The organism is Gimesia benthica, assembly GCF_009720525.1.
GTDB lineage: Bacteria > Planctomycetota > Planctomycetia > Planctomycetales > Planctomycetaceae > Gimesia > Gimesia benthica.
On the sequence record NZ_CP043930.1, the window covers coordinates 807187 to 825866 of the forward strand.

General features: G+C 54.5%; 19 protein-coding genes and 1 pseudogene. 6 read left to right on the forward strand and 14 right to left on the reverse strand.

The window, feature by feature from the left end; genetic code table 11:
• Positions 1-2 precede the first annotated feature (2 nt).
• The 5 genes and pseudogenes from F1728_RS03210 to F1728_RS03230 all read right to left on the reverse strand — a co-directional run bounded on the left by F1728_RS03210 (position 3) and on the right by F1728_RS03230 (position 3723).
• Positions 3-982, reverse strand: a pseudogene (locus F1728_RS03210) (DNA-methyltransferase).
• 444 nt (positions 983-1426) lie between these two features.
• On the reverse strand, positions 1427-1810 hold the full coding sequence (locus F1728_RS03215; protein ID WP_155362870.1) for a hypothetical protein: 384 nt from the start codon (positions 1808-1810) through the stop codon (positions 1427-1429).
• A 3-nt stretch (positions 1811-1813) separates the two neighbouring features.
• Complete coding sequence (locus F1728_RS03220) at positions 1814-2464, reverse strand: type II secretion system protein GspG (RefSeq protein ID WP_155362871.1); 651 nt, start codon at positions 2462-2464, stop codon at positions 1814-1816.
• 66 nt (positions 2465-2530) lie between these two features.
• Positions 2531-2938 (reverse strand): hypothetical protein, encoded by a 408-nt coding sequence (locus F1728_RS03225; protein ID WP_155362872.1) that lies wholly within the window; start codon positions 2936-2938, stop codon positions 2531-2533.
• Positions 2939-3030: 92 nt separating this feature from the next.
• Positions 3031-3723: a DarT1-associated NADAR antitoxin family protein gene (locus F1728_RS03230; RefSeq protein WP_155362873.1), complete on the reverse strand. Its 693-nt coding sequence runs from the start codon at positions 3721-3723 to the stop codon at positions 3031-3033.
• A gap of 846 nt (positions 3724-4569) precedes the next feature.
• Between F1728_RS03230 and F1728_RS03235 the strand changes: the two genes are divergently transcribed.
• Positions 4570-5043 (forward strand): VOC family protein, encoded by a 474-nt coding sequence (locus F1728_RS03235; protein WP_155362874.1) that lies wholly within the window; start codon positions 4570-4572, stop codon positions 5041-5043.
• 114 nt (positions 5044-5157) lie between these two features.
• On the opposite strand, the gene F1728_RS03240 is transcribed toward F1728_RS03235, so the two are convergent.
• A complete protein-coding gene (locus F1728_RS03240; protein WP_145440536.1) occupies positions 5158-5466 on the reverse strand; it encodes a cyclic-phosphate processing receiver domain-containing protein in 309 nt (102 codons plus the stop codon).
• 450 nt (positions 5467-5916) lie between these two features.
• On the opposite strand from F1728_RS03240, the gene F1728_RS03245 reads away from it, so the two are divergent.
• From F1728_RS03245 to F1728_RS03255, 3 genes are all read left to right on the forward strand, one after another.
• Positions 5917-6861, forward strand: coding sequence for a DUF1559 domain-containing protein (locus tag F1728_RS03245; protein ID WP_155362875.1), 945 nt, complete (start codon positions 5917-5919; stop codon positions 6859-6861).
• A gap of 124 nt (positions 6862-6985) precedes the next feature.
• Positions 6986-7441 carry a transthyretin-like family protein gene (locus tag F1728_RS03250; RefSeq protein ID WP_155362876.1) on the forward strand — a complete coding sequence of 152 codons (456 nt, stop codon included), beginning with the start codon at positions 6986-6988 and terminating at the stop codon, positions 7439-7441.
• Between the two features lie 258 nt (positions 7442-7699).
• Positions 7700-8644 carry a DUF1559 domain-containing protein gene (locus F1728_RS03255; RefSeq protein WP_155362877.1) on the forward strand — a complete coding sequence of 315 codons (945 nt, stop codon included), beginning with the start codon at positions 7700-7702 and terminating at the stop codon, positions 8642-8644.
• A 218-nt stretch (positions 8645-8862) separates the two neighbouring features.
• Here F1728_RS03255 and F1728_RS03260 read toward each other — a convergent pair whose 3' ends face one another.
• Together F1728_RS03260 and F1728_RS03265 are read right to left on the reverse strand one after the other, a co-directional pair.
• The gene (locus tag F1728_RS03260; RefSeq protein ID WP_155362878.1) at positions 8863-9429 is read right to left on the reverse strand and encodes a type 1 glutamine amidotransferase domain-containing protein; all 567 of its coding nucleotides are present in this window, start codon (positions 9427-9429) and stop codon (positions 8863-8865) included.
• A gap of 419 nt (positions 9430-9848) precedes the next feature.
• The gene (locus F1728_RS03265) at positions 9849-10556 is read right to left on the reverse strand and encodes a GntR family transcriptional regulator (RefSeq protein WP_155362879.1); all 708 of its coding nucleotides are present in this window, start codon (positions 10554-10556) and stop codon (positions 9849-9851) included.
• A 181-nt stretch (positions 10557-10737) separates the two neighbouring features.
• Between F1728_RS03265 and F1728_RS03270 the strand changes: the two genes are divergently transcribed.
• Positions 10738-11862: a sialidase family protein gene (locus F1728_RS03270; RefSeq protein ID WP_155362880.1), complete on the forward strand. Its 1125-nt coding sequence runs from the start codon at positions 10738-10740 to the stop codon at positions 11860-11862.
• A 54-nt stretch (positions 11863-11916) separates the two neighbouring features.
• Here the strand turns inward: F1728_RS03270 and F1728_RS03275 are convergent, their stop codons facing one another.
• The 6 genes from F1728_RS03275 to F1728_RS03300 all read right to left on the reverse strand — a co-directional run bounded on the left by F1728_RS03275 (position 11917) and on the right by F1728_RS03300 (position 16807).
• Positions 11917-12516: a hypothetical protein gene (locus tag F1728_RS03275; RefSeq protein WP_155362881.1), complete on the reverse strand. Its 600-nt coding sequence runs from the start codon at positions 12514-12516 to the stop codon at positions 11917-11919.
• Between the two features lie 45 nt (positions 12517-12561).
• Entirely contained in the window at positions 12562-12957 is a 396-nt protein-coding gene (locus F1728_RS03280; protein WP_155362882.1) for a hypothetical protein, read from the reverse strand.
• Between the two features lie 320 nt (positions 12958-13277).
• Positions 13278-13721: a hypothetical protein gene (locus F1728_RS03285; RefSeq protein ID WP_155362883.1), complete on the reverse strand. Its 444-nt coding sequence runs from the start codon at positions 13719-13721 to the stop codon at positions 13278-13280.
• A 43-nt stretch (positions 13722-13764) separates the two neighbouring features.
• Positions 13765-14433, reverse strand: a complete 669-nt coding sequence (gene pcp / locus F1728_RS03290) for a pyroglutamyl-peptidase I (RefSeq protein WP_155362884.1) — start codon at positions 14431-14433, stop codon at positions 13765-13767.
• 105 nt (positions 14434-14538) lie between these two features.
• The gene (locus tag F1728_RS03295) at positions 14539-16038 is read right to left on the reverse strand and encodes an SDR family oxidoreductase (RefSeq protein WP_155362885.1); all 1500 of its coding nucleotides are present in this window, start codon (positions 16036-16038) and stop codon (positions 14539-14541) included.
• 139 nt (positions 16039-16177) lie between these two features.
• A complete protein-coding gene (locus tag F1728_RS03300; protein WP_155362886.1) occupies positions 16178-16807 on the reverse strand; it encodes a macro domain-containing protein in 630 nt (209 codons plus the stop codon).
• Between the two features lie 193 nt (positions 16808-17000).
• On the opposite strand from F1728_RS03300, the gene F1728_RS03305 reads away from it, so the two are divergent.
• Positions 17001-18680 (forward strand): right-handed parallel beta-helix repeat-containing protein, encoded by a 1680-nt coding sequence (locus F1728_RS03305; RefSeq protein WP_155362887.1) that lies wholly within the window; start codon positions 17001-17003, stop codon positions 18678-18680.

An 18680-nucleotide genomic window follows, 5' to 3' on the forward strand; every position in this document is an offset into this window, starting at 1 on the left:
TATCACTTTTGCTTTTGGAGTTTGCAATCTAATCCTGGTTCTTCAAATCTCATCATTGATTGACGAGCATACGTCTTATTAGCTTCAATTGAGATCCAGCGTCGATTTAGTTTCTCTGCACAATATCCGGTGGTATTACTGCCAGCAAAAGGATCGAGAACTAAATCAGACTCATCTGTTAAAAACTCCACAAAAAAATTCACTAATCCTCCATGCATTCGAGCAGGATGCGGCGTCACCTTCTTTTTTCTACATCGCTCTAAATAATATTCAGACGAATTTGTATTCGAGAAACTGAGAACATTATGTGGAAGTCGAACCTCGCGATCTTCTTCTAATGATTCCATCTCAAAAAGATTATGCGCGATACTTCCCCCATTATTCTTTGCAAAAGCGGTAGGGCTAATGTCGTGCTCTGAAGGACGCTTACCAGAATTATATTTTTTGATTTAATAAGCCTCTGCATACTTTTGGAATATGCTCGAAGTACTTTTGAATTATCAGCTTTTGGGTAGTCATCTTTTGCTATCCACCAAACGTGGGTATAACTATCGACTGTTCGCAGCCTATTAACAGTGACCCATTGTGCTGGAGATGGAAGCTTTGAAGGGTTGTAACAAATAAATTCTTGGATCAAACGTAAGCCAGCATCAGGATTATTAACTAGCTGAAAGAGAGACTCTAAATGTAATAGAGACTGAACCGGGCGACCTGGCTCCCATGCATTTCCAAGCTCGATTACTAATGATCCATCTTCTGCCAGTAGATCAGAAAATATGGGAGCCAAGTTAGCGAACCATTCAAGATACTTGTCTCCCTGAAAGTTCCCATATTTCTTTTTCTTGTTCAGCGGGAATGGAGGAGAAGTGATAATCAAATTTATTTTGTTCTTGTAATATCTTCGTAGGTAATTTTCCGATATCTCAATCGAATCGCCGATAAATAACCGACCATTTCTTGTCCTGTATAACTCAGTTTTCATTATTCATTTACTCGTCTTAGATGTTTCGCAATACGTCAAATGATTTTTTATCGTAAGCCCTGAGTCATTCTCACCTCAAATAATGCGGTATTAGTTTTCTATAAATTTCTGTTTTATATTGATCTCTTGTGAGCAATTTCTTTCATCCGATCGATCAGATCCATCATTCTCTCCATTTTCAGCGCACAAAAAGAACCGGGATAACCTGCCTGCAGAAAGGGGGGCACTCCGGCCCGAAATCGAACCGGAGTACCAGAAGAGGGGTTACTCGTGCGTGCCGGGAGTGCTCGCACCTAATCACTTACACGAACACTCCCGGGCAGGCCCGCACGTCTAAACATTATGTCATATATGATCAATACGTCAACGATATTCATGCAAACAGTCCTGCTTTTCGACTGAACAGACCACAAAACCCAGGCAAAACCGAGGGCAGGGCGTCTCTCAGGCAGGCTGACGTTGATAATAAAACCGCCACCACAGGGCGCTGATGCAGGCGCCGACACTGTACCAGAGAATATCCAGCGGATCGCCGGTGACTCCCGGTGATGTGGAGGCGAACTGCGGGAACAGGATTTCGTACTGGATCGACCAGACCAGCAGCGGCAGCAGAATCTCATACAGTTCCGGCGGCCCGTTATGCGGACGGGCTCTGCAGAAACGGGCGACCAACACCACAATCGGCACCAGCAGCGGCACGCAGAGCAGGTCATTGAAATGATTGTGCACGAACCCGCCCGTCACCAGCGGCTTGAGCAACCAGCGGTTCACCAGAAACAGCACCAGGGCCGTCAGAAATAACGGATCACGCAAATACAGAAACCGCATCCGTCAGTGCCCATTCGGAATATGTAACGGCAGCAGCATCAGTCCCATGCCGGTCGCAATCACCAGCACCACCAGGGTAAACCAGACATACCGCCACGCCGTCATCGGGTGTCCGGTTCTCGTCGTCCCCTTTATCGTCATCAGAGTGAAACAGAACACGAGAAAGGCTGCTTCCACACCAGCAACCAGGAACCCGTCCCGCGCCACCTCGTCTTTGTCGTTCGTCAGAAAGAACTGCCGGAACGTGGGGAGCGCCCGTTCCCGGTTCCGCCCGTCAACATACAGATCCGCATCGAGGCCCACGCCCCCCGGCTGCCCGTCGCGACCATAAGAGAACAGCTCGTAAGTCTCCCCCTCCCGCCGATATTGAAACGGGTTCCCCCAACTGTCCAGCAGCGGCTCACCTGGCTGCTGCAGAATGGTATGCACGTCGGGAATCTCCGCCAGAGTATCGGGCAGCACGCCGTGCTTTTCCCGATAGTCGGCAATCTGCATCCCTAAAACCCGTAGCCCATAAAAACGCGTGAAGTCCTGATTGCGACACATATTTCGCTGACCGCGCAAATTATACCAGGCAGCCACATTCAGAATCACAAAGATCAACGCGCCGCAGAGCAGGGCAATCAGCACGTGGCGTATCAGTCGTCGAATCATGGGCAGGACTCACAGCGAAGAAAAGAATCAGCGGCCCCAAAACACAAGCGCCATGACAGAAGATGATTACTCCACCGGCTTCGGCCGGGATGTTCCTTCGGCGTCAACGCGATCGGAGAAATCCGGTTTCGAACTGAGCTGGACCGGCAGGTTGTTTTCCACGACCAGTTCGATGACCCGCATCGCATTCTCGTGTGGTTCGGCAGCCGGGGCGTCTCGACCGTAGTAGACGACTCCCTGCTGCTTCTGCAGTTCGGCGAAGCGGGTGCCCACCGCTTCCAGTCCCGCGGGCTCCCCATCCATCTCGATGGTGCCATCCTCGAAGACCCAGATCTTCACAACCGGTCCCTCCGCCGCGACCGGCGCGGTCTGTTGGGGTGCACTCGCGGCTTCCTCTGTGGGTGCTGCTTCCTGCTGACAGCCGGCCAGCCCCATTCCCAGGCTGCTCACCAGCAGCAGTATGACTGATCTCATTGTTTCTCACTTTCTGATTCGAATTTCAGGCCCGCGTTCATTTCACTATCGTACCTGGCCACGCCGCTGTCCAGTCACCCGACGGCCAAGGCTCAGTCGAGCCCATGCTGCCGGGCCAGTAACTCATCCCGGGCCGTGTATTCGTCCTGTAGCGATTCCAGAAAACTCTCGGGCGAGTAGAGGATCGTGTCACTCTGACCGGATTCCAGGATCGATACATACAGTGCCGCGGAGTACGCCTGGCAGTTGATCGACTTCCTCGGGTTGAACTCGATGTCCGTAAACCCCCGGTAGCCAACCAGCGTCTCCTGTAGTCCCGACTGCTGCTCCAGGGCACTCAGGTAGAGCCAGTCATAGAAGTAAGTGCGGGGCTTCAAGGGCCAGGCAGTTCCCTGAAACTCGAAGCGGAGCAGGCGTCCCGAACTTTTCAACCGGTCGTCTTTCTTGGCCTCCCGTGAGGTTCCATTGAGCAGGTCGATAAACGGGCCGGCCCGCTCAAAGACTTTGCTCCCCTGGAAGGCAGTCTCCACGGAGCAGGACCTGCCACCCTCCGCGTCGGCCAACGAAAGGTGAAAGGCACTCAACGACACTCCCAGTTCCTCGGGGGACTTGCTGGAGATCTCCAGCACCGGTTCGATACCTGCCTCCCCGGCGGCGGCATGCAGAGACTGAATCGAGCGCTGCTTCTGTGCCGTCGAGAAGCCGGGGAACCACTCGAAGTCGAGCGAACGTACCACGACTCCCGGACGGTCATCGCGGGGAACATAGACGGGGCGGACTGCCATTCAACATGTCTCCATTCAAGAAGAGCAGGGGGCGACTTCAGGAAAGCCATCATAGACCACAGTCCCCGACACCGCCACAAACAGTCTGTTTTCAGGCACTTTTCGTACTTGTCAGCAACAAACGGGTGCCACAGTCGGCTCGTCCGACAGCGTCTGGGAACAGACCACACCAGGCAGGTGCGCTCACCTCAAGAACCGTAAAGCGCAAGCGAAAGGACACACCTCAGGCAACGCGCAAGAACGCTGCGACAACCAGTTGGCGCGGTCTTCAGAAGCGCGTCGCGACACCTTCCACGACGCGCGCGAACCATCGCCGAAAATTATTTCCTCAGAAAATTTCAAAATTGTGAACTCTGATATTTCAAATTTCCCAAAGATTGGTAATTTACGCGTCGATATGAATATCTTAGTTCATATCTGTTTCTTTAACTCCTTTTTCTGGAGATACCGAGATGGCCAAATCTACTTCTAAGATTGGGCAAACTGCCAAAAAACAAACTGGCAAAACCACAGCTGCTGCTCCTAAAACTGCCAAAGGCAAAACCAGCAAGAAGAAATAATCTTCTCGCCTGATTCTGGCAGATTGACAGCCCCCTGTTCGAAGAGTTCCTGGAACTCGAAAAACAGGGGGATTTATTTTTTGGTAGACAGAGAAGTTTCAAGTACCGCACTTTCAACCGTCATCCATTCTAAGGCCAACCCAGGTCTCTCCGGGATGACGCCAGGGCTGTCAGCCCTCCACTACCGTGCTCCCCGGGAAACGAATTTTTCCCAATACACGCGGGCCTCTGCTGAGTATACTGAGGGAAACAGGATTTCCCCCGACCGGTAACAGGAGCTCAGACGATGACCGATAAACAGCCCCACCAGATCACTGACGTCTTCCCCTACCTCCGCACCCGGGATGCCAGTGCCGCCATCGATTTCTATCAGCGGGCGTTCGGAGCCGTCGAGGACTTTCGGCTGACCGAACCCGGCGGGCGGATTGGTCACGCGGAACTCAAGCTCGGGGCAACGACGATCATGGTCTCCGACGAGTATCCCGAGTACGGCATTCACGCGCCCCGGGAATCCACGCCGACCGGATCGGCAATCCATCTGTATGTGCAGGATGTCGACGCCATGACACAACAGGCCGTCGACGCAGGTGCCACGTTGATCATGGAACCGGCTGACCAGTTCTACGGCGAACGGGCCGCGAAGGTTCAGGATCCCTTCGGTCACGAATGGCTGCTCGGCAGTCAGATCGAAGAGGTGTCTCCCGAGGAAATGCAGCGTCGTTTTAACGCGATGTTCGAGACAGGCGAAGAGGAGTGCTGAAGCGCCCGGTACTCGCGAACTCTCTCACCTGGATCAGAAAAGGAGCAGGGGCCTCCCGAGAGAATTTTTCATTTCCCGGCAGCCAGCGGGAGCCCCTGGTTTAAGAATCGTCTTTCAGTCTGCGCCGCAGCAACACTCGGTCAGACGCTGAATGGAACCGACAGCCGCAAGCATTCGATTACGGGCAGGCGGGTTCGCGGTGTGTACTTTGATCTCTGGTGGATCGAAGTCCCGCGTTGCGACGGCTTCTTCAATCCAGAGCAGCACGTCATAGCCGGTGCCGCGTTCGTCATCGCCCAGATCGTGGTCGAGACTGATCGAGCGGACTTCACCCGTTTTTAAAAATTGAATTGCTTCATCCGGCCAGCGAACCTGTCGCCAGCCCGGCGGTGCCGGTCGTTCGTCATCCAGATAGACATTCATGAATTTTCCTTGTATTCCACATTAAGAACAAATGAATTCACAGAAAAACGATGTGAGGCCTGTATCACAGACCTTCTGCGTAACGTGACACAAAAAATGCCTCACAGGTTCGCTGTTTTCGAGGATCACATCAGCAAACGTGAATAAAAAAAGGCGGATTATTCACAAAAATTTAACTTGCAAAATCCAGCCGTGATCATCTCGTGTTTTATGAAGCTAACACGTTCTTCACACACCCTTCACAAATGCGGACTAGACTGCCCGCAACTTCAGCAGAGACTATTTTCCATTCACAACACCTCTGACTGTTTCATTCAAGCTGAATTCATCAGCAGCAGATAAGTTCAATTCCGCCAGTCTGCTTCCCACAGGGAAGACGAATAAACCAGTCAGATTTAATTCATTCTCAGTTGTTACTGGTCCTGCTCTCAGACTCAAAAAGGAAAAGTGATGAAGAATCGAAAAGCGTTTACCCTCATCGAGCTACTGGTGGTGATTGCCATTATCGCAATCCTCATCGCCCTGTTACTGCCGGCGGTACAACAGGCACGCGAAGCTGCACGACGTAACAGCTGCAAAAACAATCTGAAACAGATCGGACTGGCTTTGCACAACTATCATGAAACATTCAGCGCGCTGCCCCCGGGTAGTATCGTCTACTTCAATGGTACTAAATACTACGGACACGGCTGGACCTGGCACGCCAGCATCCTGCCTTATCTGGATCAGGTTCCCTTGTACAACCAGATCCAGGGACCAGACTCCAGCGGCATGGGAGCCGAATCAGGTGGCACAACCAGTCCCAAACAGCAACTGGCCGGACAGACTGTGCTTTCCGTATTCTGGTGCCCCTCTCAGCCCGACGTAACGCAGGGTGTGCAGAAAGGGGGCTATTCGCCTTCCAACTATAACGGCAACATGGGCACGCTGATCGGTAACTCGGGCGACAACTGCTACGGCGGTTCGATTACGACTCCCGCTCAGATGGCAGCCACCGGTGGTTGCATGGGAGCCGACGGTATCTTCTTCATCAGCAGCAGCGTCCGTTTCCGGGATGTCACCGACGGCCTGTCAAACACCATCTTCGTCAGTGAAGTCATCGATTCCGGCGGAGACGCCAACATGCTGGGCGGCGGGGGCAGTGACCGCAAACACTGTTTCTCCGGGGGTGCAGACAGCAATCCCCCTACCGAAATGTCGGAATACCTGATCGCCGCCGAGAGCAATGACCCGATCAACGGTTATGCCGAAGAAGCAGCCGGCAGCTACCACACCGGCGGAGCCCAGTTCGTCTTCGGTGATGGTCGTGTCCGCTTCCTCTCGGAAAACATCGACATGACTCTATACCGTGCCATCAGTACTCGCGCCAAACGGGAAACCCTCAGCGACTTCTAAAGCACTATTACGAATTAATAACGCCCTTCCAGTCACGTCGACGGGAAGGGCGTCAGTTAAAAATGAATCAGAGGATCGTATCCTCGCTACTAAGAAATCCAACGTATCAAAGTGAGTTTCAACAATGACCAGTTTTAAACAGAACAAAACCCAAAACATCTTCAAAGCAACTCTGCTGACCCTGTCCCTGGCAATCACCGGCTGCGGTGGGGGAGCCGGCGATCAACCTGATCTCGGCCTGGTCAAAGGGACCGTCACCTTCGAAGGCTCGCCCCTGGCTGGTGCCTCAGTCACCTTCATGCCCGACAGCGGACGTCCTGCCAGCGCCACTACCGATGCCTCCGGAAACTACGAACTGGTTTACATTCGTGATACCAAAGGCTGCAAAATCGGTCACAACAAAGTCATGATCACCTCCGTTGTCGAAGGCGGAAACGAAATGGAATCCGAAGGCGACGATGCCGCTCCGGCTGAAGCCACCAAAGAAAAACTGCCCGCGAAATACAACACGGACACCCAACTGGAAGCTGACGTTAAAGCCGGCGAAAACACCTTCGACTTTGAACTGAAAAAATCCTGATTCCACAGTCCACGCTGGAGCAACCGCTCCAGCGTGACATGTTGATCCATAACCACAAGAGTTTCAAATTTGAGTTAAACCAGGGATAGATTATTTCATCTGATTACCGAGCGTTTGTATTTTTCGGAACTCGCAACAACTGATATCGCGCTGAACTCAACAGCCTCTCAGCCTGGATAATCGGCGATCCTCTTTCGCCATTGCCAGAATCCGTACTTTTTATTGTCCTTTCATCCCTCTAACCCACAAGGAAAACTCATGCAGAATCGAAAAGCCTTTACACTGATCGAACTACTTGTGGTGATCGCGATTATCGCTATCCTGATTGCCCTGTTGCTCCCTGCTGTCCAGCAGGCACGCGAAGCAGCACGCCGCTCGCAGTGCAAGAACAACATGAAACAAATTGGATTGTCTCTGCACAACTACCACGAAGCCCACAGCGTACTTCCGCCAGGCAGTGTGGTTTACTACAACGGTTCGAAATATAACGGACACGGCTGGACATGGCACGCCAGCATCCTGCCATACCTCGACCAGGCGCCCCTCTATGATCAGATCCAGGGACCTTCTTCCAGCGGACTGGGTGCTGAATCCGGTGGTGTCAACAGCCCTAAACAGCAACTCTGTGGTCAGGCCCGACTCTCTGTCTTCTGGTGTCCCTCCCAGCCGGATGTGACCAAGGGCGTTCAGAAAAACGGTTATGCCCCTTCCAACTACAACGGCAACATGGGCACCCTGATCGGCAGCTCTGGTGACAACTGCTACAGTGGTCCGATCACGACTCCTGCCCAGATGGCTGCCACCGGTGGTTGCATGGGTGCAGATGGCATCTTCTATATCAGCAGTTCCGTCGCTTTCCGTGACATCACCGACGGCCTCTCCAACACCATCATGGTCAGTGAAGTGATTGATTCCGGCGGAGACGCCGACATGCTGGGTGGGGGCGGCAGTGACCGCAAGCACTGTTTCTCCAACGGAGCAGACAGCAATCCCCCCACCGAAATGACCGAGTACCTGATCGCTGCCGAAAACAACGATCCGATCAACTCCTACGGAGAAGAAGCAGCCGGCAGTTATCACACCGGCGGTGCCCACTTTGTACTCTGTGACGGTAGCGTGCGATTCCTCTCTGAGAATATCGCAATGACGCTCTACCGGGCACTCAGCACCCGTGCAAAACGGGAAACGATTGGCGAGTTCTAAGCCTTCGCATGACATCGATACGTCGAAAAGGCGTTGCTCTCCAGCGACGCCTTTTTGCGTTGAATCGTATTTCGACTATAATGTTCTGTAGCGAATCCACTGAACGCAGAGCTTCCCGCAATCGTGCGTGAGCTACTCTACGACTGCGGGGATGCTCTGACATTCAGTTAATTAACTGAGTAGACGCAGCCGATATCAGCTGTTGCCTCTACTCAGCTTCAGACAGTTTGTCCGGAATGGATTCCTTCCGCAAACTCCTCGACCATCTTCGCGCAGAACGCGGGCAGGTCATCTGGCTTGCGACTGGTCACCAGTCCGTTGTCACATACGCACTCCTGGTTAACCCAGTTAGCGCCGGCATTGACCAGATCTGTTTTCACACTGGGCCACGACGTCACCATTCGCTCGTCGACCACATCAGCTTCTATCAGCATCCAGGGACCATGACAGATCGCCGCGACCGGAATTCCTTCCTTAAAGAAATCACGGACAAAATTAACGGCGTTCACACTGAGCCGCAGGGCATCGGGATTGAATACGCCCCCGGGCAGCACCAGTCCCTGGAAGTCGGTCGCATTCACTTCATCGACCGTCTGGTCAACGCTGAACTTATCACCTTTTTGATCGTGGTGCACACCCTGTATTTTGCCGCTCTCCAATGAGATCAGCCGGGGCTCGCCCCCCGCGGTCTGCACCGCCTGCCAGGGTTCCGTCAGTTCGACCTGCTCGAATCCATCGGTCGCCAGAAATGCAATTGTTTTTCCCTCAAGCTGTTTCCCTGACATTCCATTCTCCTTCCATTTTTCCTGTTCGACTGCACTCACTAACGGTCTCAGAACTTCAGGTTGAGTTGCTGACACGCTTGATTGATATTCGTTATTCGTTCCTGAAAACAACCACCGGGGACGACACTTAGGTCGTCCCCGGTGGAAATGGCGTTTCAGTCCGGATTCGTCCGAGGGCCTTACAGACGAATTTCTGAACTGGTTTTGCTGTCCTACGCAAGCAACATGCCAGTCGGTACAAAAATGAGAGACTCTAAAAAACAGCCTGATTTTCTGCTCCTCAGAATCGAGCTGTCAGCCTGTCATACCACAACCGCTGGTCGCTCAACAGACACCCTGATCGCTGGCAGGTCAGACCCCGGAACGCAGATCGCTCAAAACACGATCGGGCAGGGGAGAAGAATTAACGCAAAATCGAATCAGCTGCGACGTTCCTGCTGTCGAAGGAACGCCAGCACATCCCGGCAACCGCGCTGGATCTGGGCGCTCATCACTTCGCGGGCCAGGGGGCCATCGCCGGCCCGCAGCGCGGCCAGCAGTTTTTCTTTGTCGCTGCAGGTCCGCTCGGCCAGTTCCACGGTCAGCAGTCGAGAGCTGTTCCGCTGCGATTCAAACACCAGGGTGACCGCACTGTGCTCGCGAATCACTTTCGCGATCAAACGGTTGCGAGAAGCCTCGATTACAATCTGGTGAAACACCGCTTCACAATCCAGCCAGCGATGAAACTGCGCCGGGGTCGCGAAACCTTCATTCCGCTGCTGAACCAGATCGCGGATCTCATGGAACTCAACCATCAGGGCATCCAGATCATCCAGCTGATGCGGCGTAATGTAGCGGGCCGCTTCCGCAGCCGCACAACTCTCCAGCGCATCCCGCAGAACATAGAGCTCTTCCAGATCTTCCCGATTCGGGTTCCGCACAAAGGCACCCGCGCCAGGCACATGCTCTACCAGACCTTCCGAGACCAGCCGGTGAATCGCCTCACGCACGGGAATCACACTCACGCCAATCCGCTCGGCCAGCTTACGATTGACCAGCTGCGTACCGGGAGTCAGATTCCCCTCCTGCAGTTCCTGCCTGATGTAACGATAAGCACGATCGGCCAGCTTTTCGGTGGCTTCATACATAACTGGCTTTCCGGTTGACATTTTGCTCCTCGCTAACCACAATTAAACTAATGTTATAACATGTTATTACACAGTGTCAAGAATTCAAATCGCGGTCGGTAAAATGCAGAGCCTCGATCTCGACACCGTGCAGAACGGGAATGTTTCACTGACTCCAGACCTATCAGCAGAGGCGCTCACTATGAAAATCTCCTTGAAGCTCATTCCACTGATCCTGCTCATCTTAAACGTCAAACTGCACGCCGCCGATCAGTTGCCGCTCATCGATCTTTCCAAACAGACCGAGCGTCAGACCGTCATCGCCGCTGGTACTCCCGATGTCTACCAGGGACACCCGACCACACTGCTGATGCCCGATCAGAAAACCATCTACGCTGTCTGGTGCATCAATCACGGCGGTTCCGCCGGTCCCATGGCCCGCAGCGCTGATGGAGGCAAAACCTGGGAGCGAATCGATGAACGACTGCCCGCCGGTTACTCCACCCATCAGAACTGTCCCAGCATTTATCGGATGATCGGCCCCGATGGCACCGCACGCCTCTGGGTCTTCTCAGCTGCACTCGGAAAACGGGGCGGCCCGGGCATGCCCAGCATCATGAGTGAAGACGACGGGAAAACCTGGAAAGAAATGCCGCCCCTCGGTTTCCCCTGTGTCATGACCTTCAGCAGCATGGTCCGCCTCAAAGATGGCCGTTACCTCGGTCTCTACCATCGCGGTCCGGACGGTAAGGACCGGGCGCCGCTGGTCGTCCTACAGACCATCTCCGCAGACGGCGGCTTCACATGGTCCAAGCCGCAGATCGTCGCCGAAGTCGAAGGTAAAAATCCCTGTGAGCCCTGTGTCTTCCGCAGTCCCGACGGCAAACAGCTCTGCTGCCTGATGCGGGAAAATACACACAAAGGCCGCAGCCTGATGATGTTCAGCAACGATGATGGCCAGACCTGGACGCAGCCCGTCGATACCCCCTGGGGCCTGACGGGCGACCGTCATAAAGAAGTCTTCACGAAAGACGGACAGCTGGTGATCTGCTTCCGCGATCAGGCCCCCGGCAGTTCGAGTCGCGGCGACTTTGTTGCCTGGGTTGGCACTTACGACGATATCGTCAAGGGACGGGATGGAAAGTACCGCATCAAGCTGCTGCATCAGTATGGACGCAAAGGCGATTGTGGCTACCCCGGTGTCGAACTCCTGCCCGATGGCACCATCGTCGCGACGACCTACGTCAAATACCGTGACAACGCCAATCAGAACTCAGTGGTCTCCGTTCGTTTCAAATTGGATGAACTTCCTAAAGCGAAGGAATAGTTCATCTTCGTTGCGCAGTAATGGTAAAGCAGGGGGGGCTGGCTTTCAAACGCCTCAATAGCGAGGCGTCTCCACGAAACCTTCCCCCACCTTTTCCATTACGAAGCCCAGGCCCAACGCACCGGCTTCCAGTACGGCAAACAGAATAATCAGCCACAGCCGTTCTGAGAACGTGAAGGCGATCACCGCCAGGCAGTTGGGAAGCTGTTTAAACGCGTTACCGATGAAATCCATCAAGGCACGTGCCGCGGTTTTGATCATCGCACTGCGGGCAGCCGCTCGCCTGGTCGAACGGAAGTCTGACTCCAGTTCGTCGCCATGCTCCTCAGCAAAACGTTCCACTTCATTGGACCGCCAGCCCTCTTTCGCATGCGCATAAGCGGCGGCAGCACAAGCCCAGCCAAACATCGCAATGCCGATCATCACCAGCATGATCACCTGTTTGGTCGACCAGCCCTCATCGTGGTCTTTCCGTTTTTTTTTCTTCTTGCGACCCGATTTCGTCGCCTTTTTTTTCCGTACCGGCGGCGCATCCTCTTCAACACGTGCGACTTTGCGGCTGGCGGGCCGGCGTCTGGGTTTTCGACTGACAGAGTCTCCCGCACTCTCGGGAGGACGTCTGCGCTTTCGACGGGGACGGGGGTCTTCGGTCATCTTCTCAGAGTTCCTTACGTCAGCAGATATCTTATGGAAATCACATCAGTCAATTTTGCTCATCGCATAGCCCAGCCCCAATGCGCCTACTTCCAGGCAGGCAATCAGAATGACCAGCCACAACCGGTGCTGAAATGAAAACGCCAGTACTCCAAACAGATTGGGAAGCTGGCGGAATGCATTGCCGATAAAGTCCCACAGTGAAGAACCGGACTGCTGGCGAATGCCTCCCCCATCTTCAAATCGCTGATCATACTGAATTCCATCAGCATCAGGCTCCGTCAGATTGGTCGACTCCTGTCGCCAGCCCTCTTTTTCATGAGCATAAGCGGCCGCCATAAATGCCCAGCCAAATCCCGCGATCGCCAGCATCAACATCCCGACGACTTTTGTAGTGGAAGCCTCGTCTCCGTGGCTCCCGCCTCTTCTCGTTGCAGACATCCCTGTAATTACCTTTCGCTGAATTTTCTCAAGTCCACATTTACTGGACTCTCAGTTCAAATTACGTTTGTGCCTGCAATTCGATTCGTCACATTATGACAGCATGTATCCCCCTGTCAACCAGCCACAAATTTTCACAAAGCGTTTTCATCTCTGCTGCATATCACACTATCCCTAAAAAATGGGGACAGCCCACGATGGACTGCCCCCGGCGGAAAATGAGTTCTTCAATGCCAGAAGAGGCATCACTCTGTCGAACATGGTTGCAATTCAGGTGAGAGGATTGCGGCAATCTTCTTGTTTTCACGAAAGCGACAACGCTATTGAGGCGGTTCCCGAATGGCTTCCCTTTCAGCTTCGGCTTCCGATCGCAAGTCATCTTTGACCGTTACATAACCCAGCCACAACAGGCCGACTTCAATCAGAAAGAAGAAGATCACGACGACCGGGTGATTATCATAGAATTCAATCAAAAAGAACCGGACATCGGGCAGAAAGCGGATGGAGTTCACAATCACTTCTCCCACCGAGGATCGGAATCGCGGACTGTGAAACAGGTCCCCCTGTTCCCGACGGAGTTCATCCTCAATACCTCCGGAACCGCGGGGAATCATGATTCGCTCATCCCAATAGCGGTCGTGTTGAATCACCGACTCCACCGCGATTCCCCAGCCCAGCACCAGGACCGCCAGCATAATACCACCAAACACGATTTTCGTTCTGGTACTCTGTTTCATCTTCTGAGGTGGACTGGTTTCCGACACGCCAGACTCCCGTTCTTTGATCACATCGGTCAAGAAAATTACTTCAGATCTGCAGCCGGGAAGGGCTCGCTGCGTCAATATCCTCTGGATGAGTCAACGCTGCTTCAATGCCCATCCGGACTCCTGCAGTCGATGTCTCGACCGACATACTGGGTTCGCCCAGGTTCTCTACCCGTGCCGCTACCTCGGGGAGATAGGGGAGATGAATCCAGCCCGCCCGGATCGGCGAGTCACTCTGGAACAGATAATGCAGAATCCCATACATCAGATGATTACAGCAGAACGTTCCCGCGGCATCCGAAATGTCAGCCGGGATTCCCGCATCCCGCATTGCCTGGACCATCGCCCGGATCGGCAGCGTCGTATAATACGCGGCCGGACCGTCGGCAGCCGTCAGTCCTCCCTGCAGGGAACGGCCCGCATTATCCACCAGACCATAGCGTGTCCCGTCATTCAGGTTCTGTGCGATCCGCTCGACGGTAATCATCGACCGGCCTCCGTACTCGCCCATCATCACCACGAGTTCCGGCTGGATCTGCTCGATCTCTGCCTTCACGAAATCGATACACTTGAAAAACGTATTCGGCACAATCCGCGAGACAATCTCAGCCCCCCCCACGACGGCCCCGTCCAGTGCCCGCGCCACCGATTCCGCAGGATTGACCGGAGTATAACCATAGGCTTCAAAACCGGTGAGTAAGACTTTCGTCATCGCAGGCTCCCTTATTCGTTACAGACTGACGGACACAACCGTAGACAGACCTATCTTAAAACAGAACGGCCGTACAATGCCATAACGAAAATCAGAGCAGGGGGTCTACCGGGAAAGAGAAGTCGCGGAGGAAGATTCAGCCCCCTGGATCCCTTCCGCCGCCCGGGCGATATTCTTCAGCATCCCCGCAAACACGAAATAATGCAGCGGACAGACCGCATACCAGTACAGCCGCCCCCACAGCCCCACCGGATCAAACATCGCTGTCTGCGAGATCGTTGAACCCTGCGCATCTTCTTTAACTTCGAACTCCAGCCAGGCGCGGCCCGGCAGTTTCATCTCGGCCGCCAGTCGCAGGCGACGGTTCGGCTCAAATGCTTCCACCCGCCAGAAATCGATTGTATCTCCCACGCGTAACCGCACCGGATGCGCACGACCGCGCCGCACACCAATGCCGCCCACCAGCAGATCCATCCAGCCCCGCAAATGCCAGAGCCAGTTACAGGCATACCAGCCCGTCTTACCCCCGATCCGCTGAATCGGCTGAAAAGCAATCTCAGGAGGACACGCCACCGTGGTACTCCGAGCGTCGACCAGCCGGTTGCCAAATCGCACACCACTCCACGTCCGCACTTGTCCCGAAGACGAAACCGCATCTGACCAGCGTGTCTCCGCGAATTCGCGTTCCTCGTTATTCAACGCCCGCTGAATCGCGGATTCGATTCCCATCGGCTCGATCGAAAAGGTATCCCGCGCACGCTCATCCTGGACCACCGTGGAATGCACAATACTCTCAATCAGCTTGCGACCAATGCGTGCATACAGGGGTGTCACCAGTCCCAGCCACAGACTCGACAGATAAGGTGTCAGCACGGGCACCGGAATCATTCGCAACCGCATCCCCCGGCATCGGGCATACACCCGCATGATCTCCGCATAAGAAACCTGGTCGGCACCGCCAATCTCAAACGTCCGACTTTCAGGCAAGGGTATTTCCAGAGCCTCAGTCAGATAGGCGATCAAGTCTTCAATCGCGATAGGCTGTGCGGCCCGCATTACCCACTTCGGCGTCACCATCACTGGCAGCCGTTCCACCAGCGACCGAATCATTTCAAACGAAAGACTCCCCGAGCCGATCACAATCGACGCCCGGAATTCAATCACCGGCACTCCTGACGACCGTAGAATTTGCCCCACTTCCTGTCGACTCCGCAGGTGAGGGGAGAGCGTCTCCATTTCATCGCCCAGGCCTCCCAGGTAGATGATCCGCTCCACGCCCGCTTCCCGGGCAGCCCGCGCGAAATGTTCCGCAGCCCGCCGGTCGTTCTCCTCAAACGAACCGGCCTCACCCATCGAGTGAATCAGGTAATACGCCACCTTCACTCCGGTCAATGCCGGCAGCAGTGTCTCCGGTTCCAGCACATCCCCGTAAACCACCTCCGTGGTCTCTGAGACCCGCTCCCGCAGTACCTCAGGTCGCCGTGCCAGGCAACGCAGACGGGCGCCCCGCGATTCCAGCACCTGCAGCAACCGTCCCCCCACATATCCGGTGGCTCCGGTCAACAGGATCAACTCAGATGCGTCAGCAGCAGACAGTTCAGGCATGAAATCAGCATTTCTTAAGCATAGAATAGAACACGATCAGAGCTTCCAGCAGCTCCATTTAGTTTTATAGTCCTGCCCGCACTGATGTTGAGGGCCGAAAATCGATTTTTCGCTTAAAACAACTCCTGTATTGAAATTCTCAACGAACCACCTGCTGTCCCTCATCGTAGGCAATCGCCTGCTGACGGCGAATCACCGCCTGCCAGTCCATCCGATGCGGCGGATCTAGGTAATGCTGATACGCCACCGCCATCTGCCGAGCCACTTCCCGATAGGGTACGCATCCAAAGCCAGCTCCCATCGCAGGAAAGGCTACCGTTTTAATTTTGGTAGCTTCGTCTTCCTGGCTGATGTTGTGCTGATACACGGCCAGCAGGGACGCCCAGGTTGCGGCATACACTTTATCCGTCCCGGAGATCGAACCGGGGACGCGCATCGTCGGGCTGTGTGCCACATAGGGATAATCGGGATTGCCCGTCGGCTCAATAAACGACGTTCCCAGCGGCTGTTCTCCCAGATACAGATCCAGAATCCGATGCTGAATCCGTTTCATCAGGTCATAACCATGAAAATTGACCACCGCGGCATCAATGCCTGCATTCATGATGCCAAATGAATTCGCCGCCGTTACAAAACAGTCGTGCGGGGGCAGGTCTTCAAAACGGCATTCCATGACACTCACATGAGGGAGTTCCTGAAAACGATCCCGAAACGCGTCACACATTTCTGCTTCGGGATGAATCAGCCAGAGATCAAGGGGTAAAGACATAAAGAGAAGAGGTCCTTTCTTGAATAGAGTGGTATTTTACTAGAGACAGCCCTTACTGGTCAATCGACTACCTGTAACCATGTCGTGGCACAGTGTTCCTGAACGGACAGGAAACAGCTTGATCCCCCCGTTCAATCTGGTAGCTTGGAAGTTGAAAAACAAACCCCACCTGCCGCGTTGAGGAGTAACTACCATGTGCTCGCGCCATCATCTTCCCACCCCGCTCCCGCGTCTCTCTCTACTGTCCCTGGCCTGTCTGCTGACATTCTGCGCAGATCCCAGAACACTACCAGCAGACACACTGTCCGTTCCCGAAAAGTATCAGACGATTCAATCCGCCATCGCTGCCGCCCAACCGGGAGATACCGTACTGGTCGCGGCTGGAACCTATTATGAACGCCTGCGGCTGAAACCGGGCATCACACTCAAAAGCGCCGGCGATGAGAGCAGGGGAGAACGGGGCCTGAAAAGAGCCGAAATCACAATCATTGATGGCAGCAGACAGAAACAGGGTGCCGGAGTCCTGCTGGCAGAGAACGCCGTGCTGGATGGCTTCACCGTCACGGGCATCGGCGTCTACGACGAACAGAAATGGAACCACCATCACGCCACGCGGGGCGAACAACAGTCACACGAACACATCGGTGCTCCCGGCACCCCGGGCATCGCCATCATGGGCGTCACCTGCACGGTTCAGAACAACATCGTCCATCACATCGGCTATACCGGCATCGCTGCCCAGGCGACCGAGGGTAAACGCTGCACTCCTCATATTTATCGCAATGTCTGTTACCGCAACATGGGTGGCGGCATCGGCTCCATGCACGACTCACAGGCGGTCATCGAAGAGAATACCTGCTTCGAAAACTTCTACGCCGGCATCGGACACGACGACGCCAGCCCGACCGTCATCAATAATACCTGCTTTGAAAACATCCGCGCCGGAATCGGCATCAGTGAAGGTTCCTGCCCCCTCGTGCGTGGCAACAAATGCTATCGCAACCGTCGCGCCGGCATTGGCTCACGCACCGGCGCCAATACGCGTCCCCTGATTGAAGACAACGACTGCTATGACAACGGCATGGCCGGAATCGGCGCCAGCGAGTCTGCCGCACCGCTGATCCGCAATAATCGCTGCTACCAGAACCGTCTGGCGGGCATCGGCTCTCAGTCTCACGCCTCTCCTACCATCATCGGCAATGAATGCTATCAGAATGGACAGTCCGGCATCGGTCAGCAGGGCGACGCTGTCACCACACTCATCAACAATTATTGTCATCACAACAAAACCGCAGGTCTCGGCTTCGCTGATTGCAAATCGGGTCGATCCACAGTAGTCAACAACCGCATCATCGACAACGCGCAGGTCGCCGCCGGGGTCCACTCAGGCTGGACCGTCCAGTTCCTGGGAAATGAATTCGCTCGCCAGGGAGGTCTGCCTCCCATTCTCATGGTCTTCGCAGGCGCTGATGTCACCCTCACTGGAAATACCATTCGCGGCGGGGGAGTCGCCGGCATTCGCGTCGCCGGGAAACTGCGGGCGGAAAACAATGAATTCGCGGGGACATCCCTCCGCAAAGTCGGTCCCCCCAACTTCGGGGTCTGGGCACTGCCCGGAGCGGAAGTCACGCTTACAGGCAATCGCTTCCATCACTGGCGCCACGCGCTCAGTGCCAGTGAAGCGACCGTGATGGCCTCTCACAACAACATCACAGACTTCCACCGCACGGCACTGATGATTCAGAATTCTAAAGCCCCGGCCCACGTCTTCAACAATGTAGCAGTCTCCAGCGATCCCAAAGTAGGAGTCCTCACACTGACAGGCCAGGCAGGTAACGTGAAAGGAAATGCACTACGTCAGCCGAAAGACTAA

Excerpts from the sequence above, each read along its gene's own strand:
- F1728_RS03305 (WP_155362887.1), top strand. The coding sequence starts at position 17,001 with ATGTGCTCGCGCCATCATCTTCCCACCCCGCTCCCGCGTCTCTCTCTA.
- F1728_RS03245 (WP_155362875.1), top strand. The coding sequence starts at position 5,917 with ATGAAGAATCGAAAAGCGTTTACCCTCATCGAGCTACTGGTGGTGATT.
- F1728_RS03275 (WP_155362881.1), bottom strand. The coding sequence starts at position 12,516 with ATGACCGAAGACCCCCGTCCCCGTCGAAAGCGCAGACGTCCTCCCGAG.
- F1728_RS03225 (WP_155362872.1), bottom strand. The coding sequence starts at position 2,938 with ATGAGATCAGTCATACTGCTGCTGGTGAGCAGCCTGGGAATGGGGCTG.
- F1728_RS03260 (WP_155362878.1), bottom strand. The coding sequence starts at position 9,429 with ATGTCAGGGAAACAGCTTGAGGGAAAAACAATTGCATTTCTGGCGACC.
- F1728_RS03220 (WP_155362871.1), bottom strand. The coding sequence starts at position 2,464 with ATGATTCGACGACTGATACGCCACGTGCTGATTGCCCTGCTCTGCGGC.
- F1728_RS03230 (WP_155362873.1), bottom strand. The coding sequence starts at position 3,723 with ATGGCAGTCCGCCCCGTCTATGTTCCCCGCGATGACCGTCCGGGAGTC.
- F1728_RS03265 (WP_155362879.1), bottom strand. The coding sequence starts at position 10,556 with ATGTATGAAGCCACCGAAAAGCTGGCCGATCGTGCTTATCGTTACATC.
- F1728_RS03255 (WP_155362877.1), top strand. The coding sequence starts at position 7,700 with ATGCAGAATCGAAAAGCCTTTACACTGATCGAACTACTTGTGGTGATC.
- F1728_RS03280 (WP_155362882.1), bottom strand. The coding sequence starts at position 12,957 with ATGTCTGCAACGAGAAGAGGCGGGAGCCACGGAGACGAGGCTTCCACT.
- F1728_RS03240 (WP_145440536.1), bottom strand. The coding sequence starts at position 5,466 with ATGAATGTCTATCTGGATGACGAACGACCGGCACCGCCGGGCTGGCGA.
- F1728_RS03235 (WP_155362874.1), top strand. The coding sequence starts at position 4,570 with ATGACCGATAAACAGCCCCACCAGATCACTGACGTCTTCCCCTACCTC.
- pcp (WP_155362884.1), bottom strand. The coding sequence starts at position 14,433 with ATGACGAAAGTCTTACTCACCGGTTTTGAAGCCTATGGTTATACTCCG.
- F1728_RS03270 (WP_155362880.1), top strand. The coding sequence starts at position 10,738 with ATGAAAATCTCCTTGAAGCTCATTCCACTGATCCTGCTCATCTTAAAC.
- F1728_RS03295 (WP_155362885.1), bottom strand. The coding sequence starts at position 16,038 with ATGCCTGAACTGTCTGCTGCTGACGCATCTGAGTTGATCCTGTTGACC.
- F1728_RS03300 (WP_155362886.1), bottom strand. The coding sequence starts at position 16,807 with ATGTCTTTACCCCTTGATCTCTGGCTGATTCATCCCGAAGCAGAAATG.
- F1728_RS03215 (WP_155362870.1), bottom strand. The coding sequence starts at position 1,810 with ATGCGGTTTCTGTATTTGCGTGATCCGTTATTTCTGACGGCCCTGGTG.
- F1728_RS03250 (WP_155362876.1), top strand. The coding sequence starts at position 6,986 with ATGACCAGTTTTAAACAGAACAAAACCCAAAACATCTTCAAAGCAACT.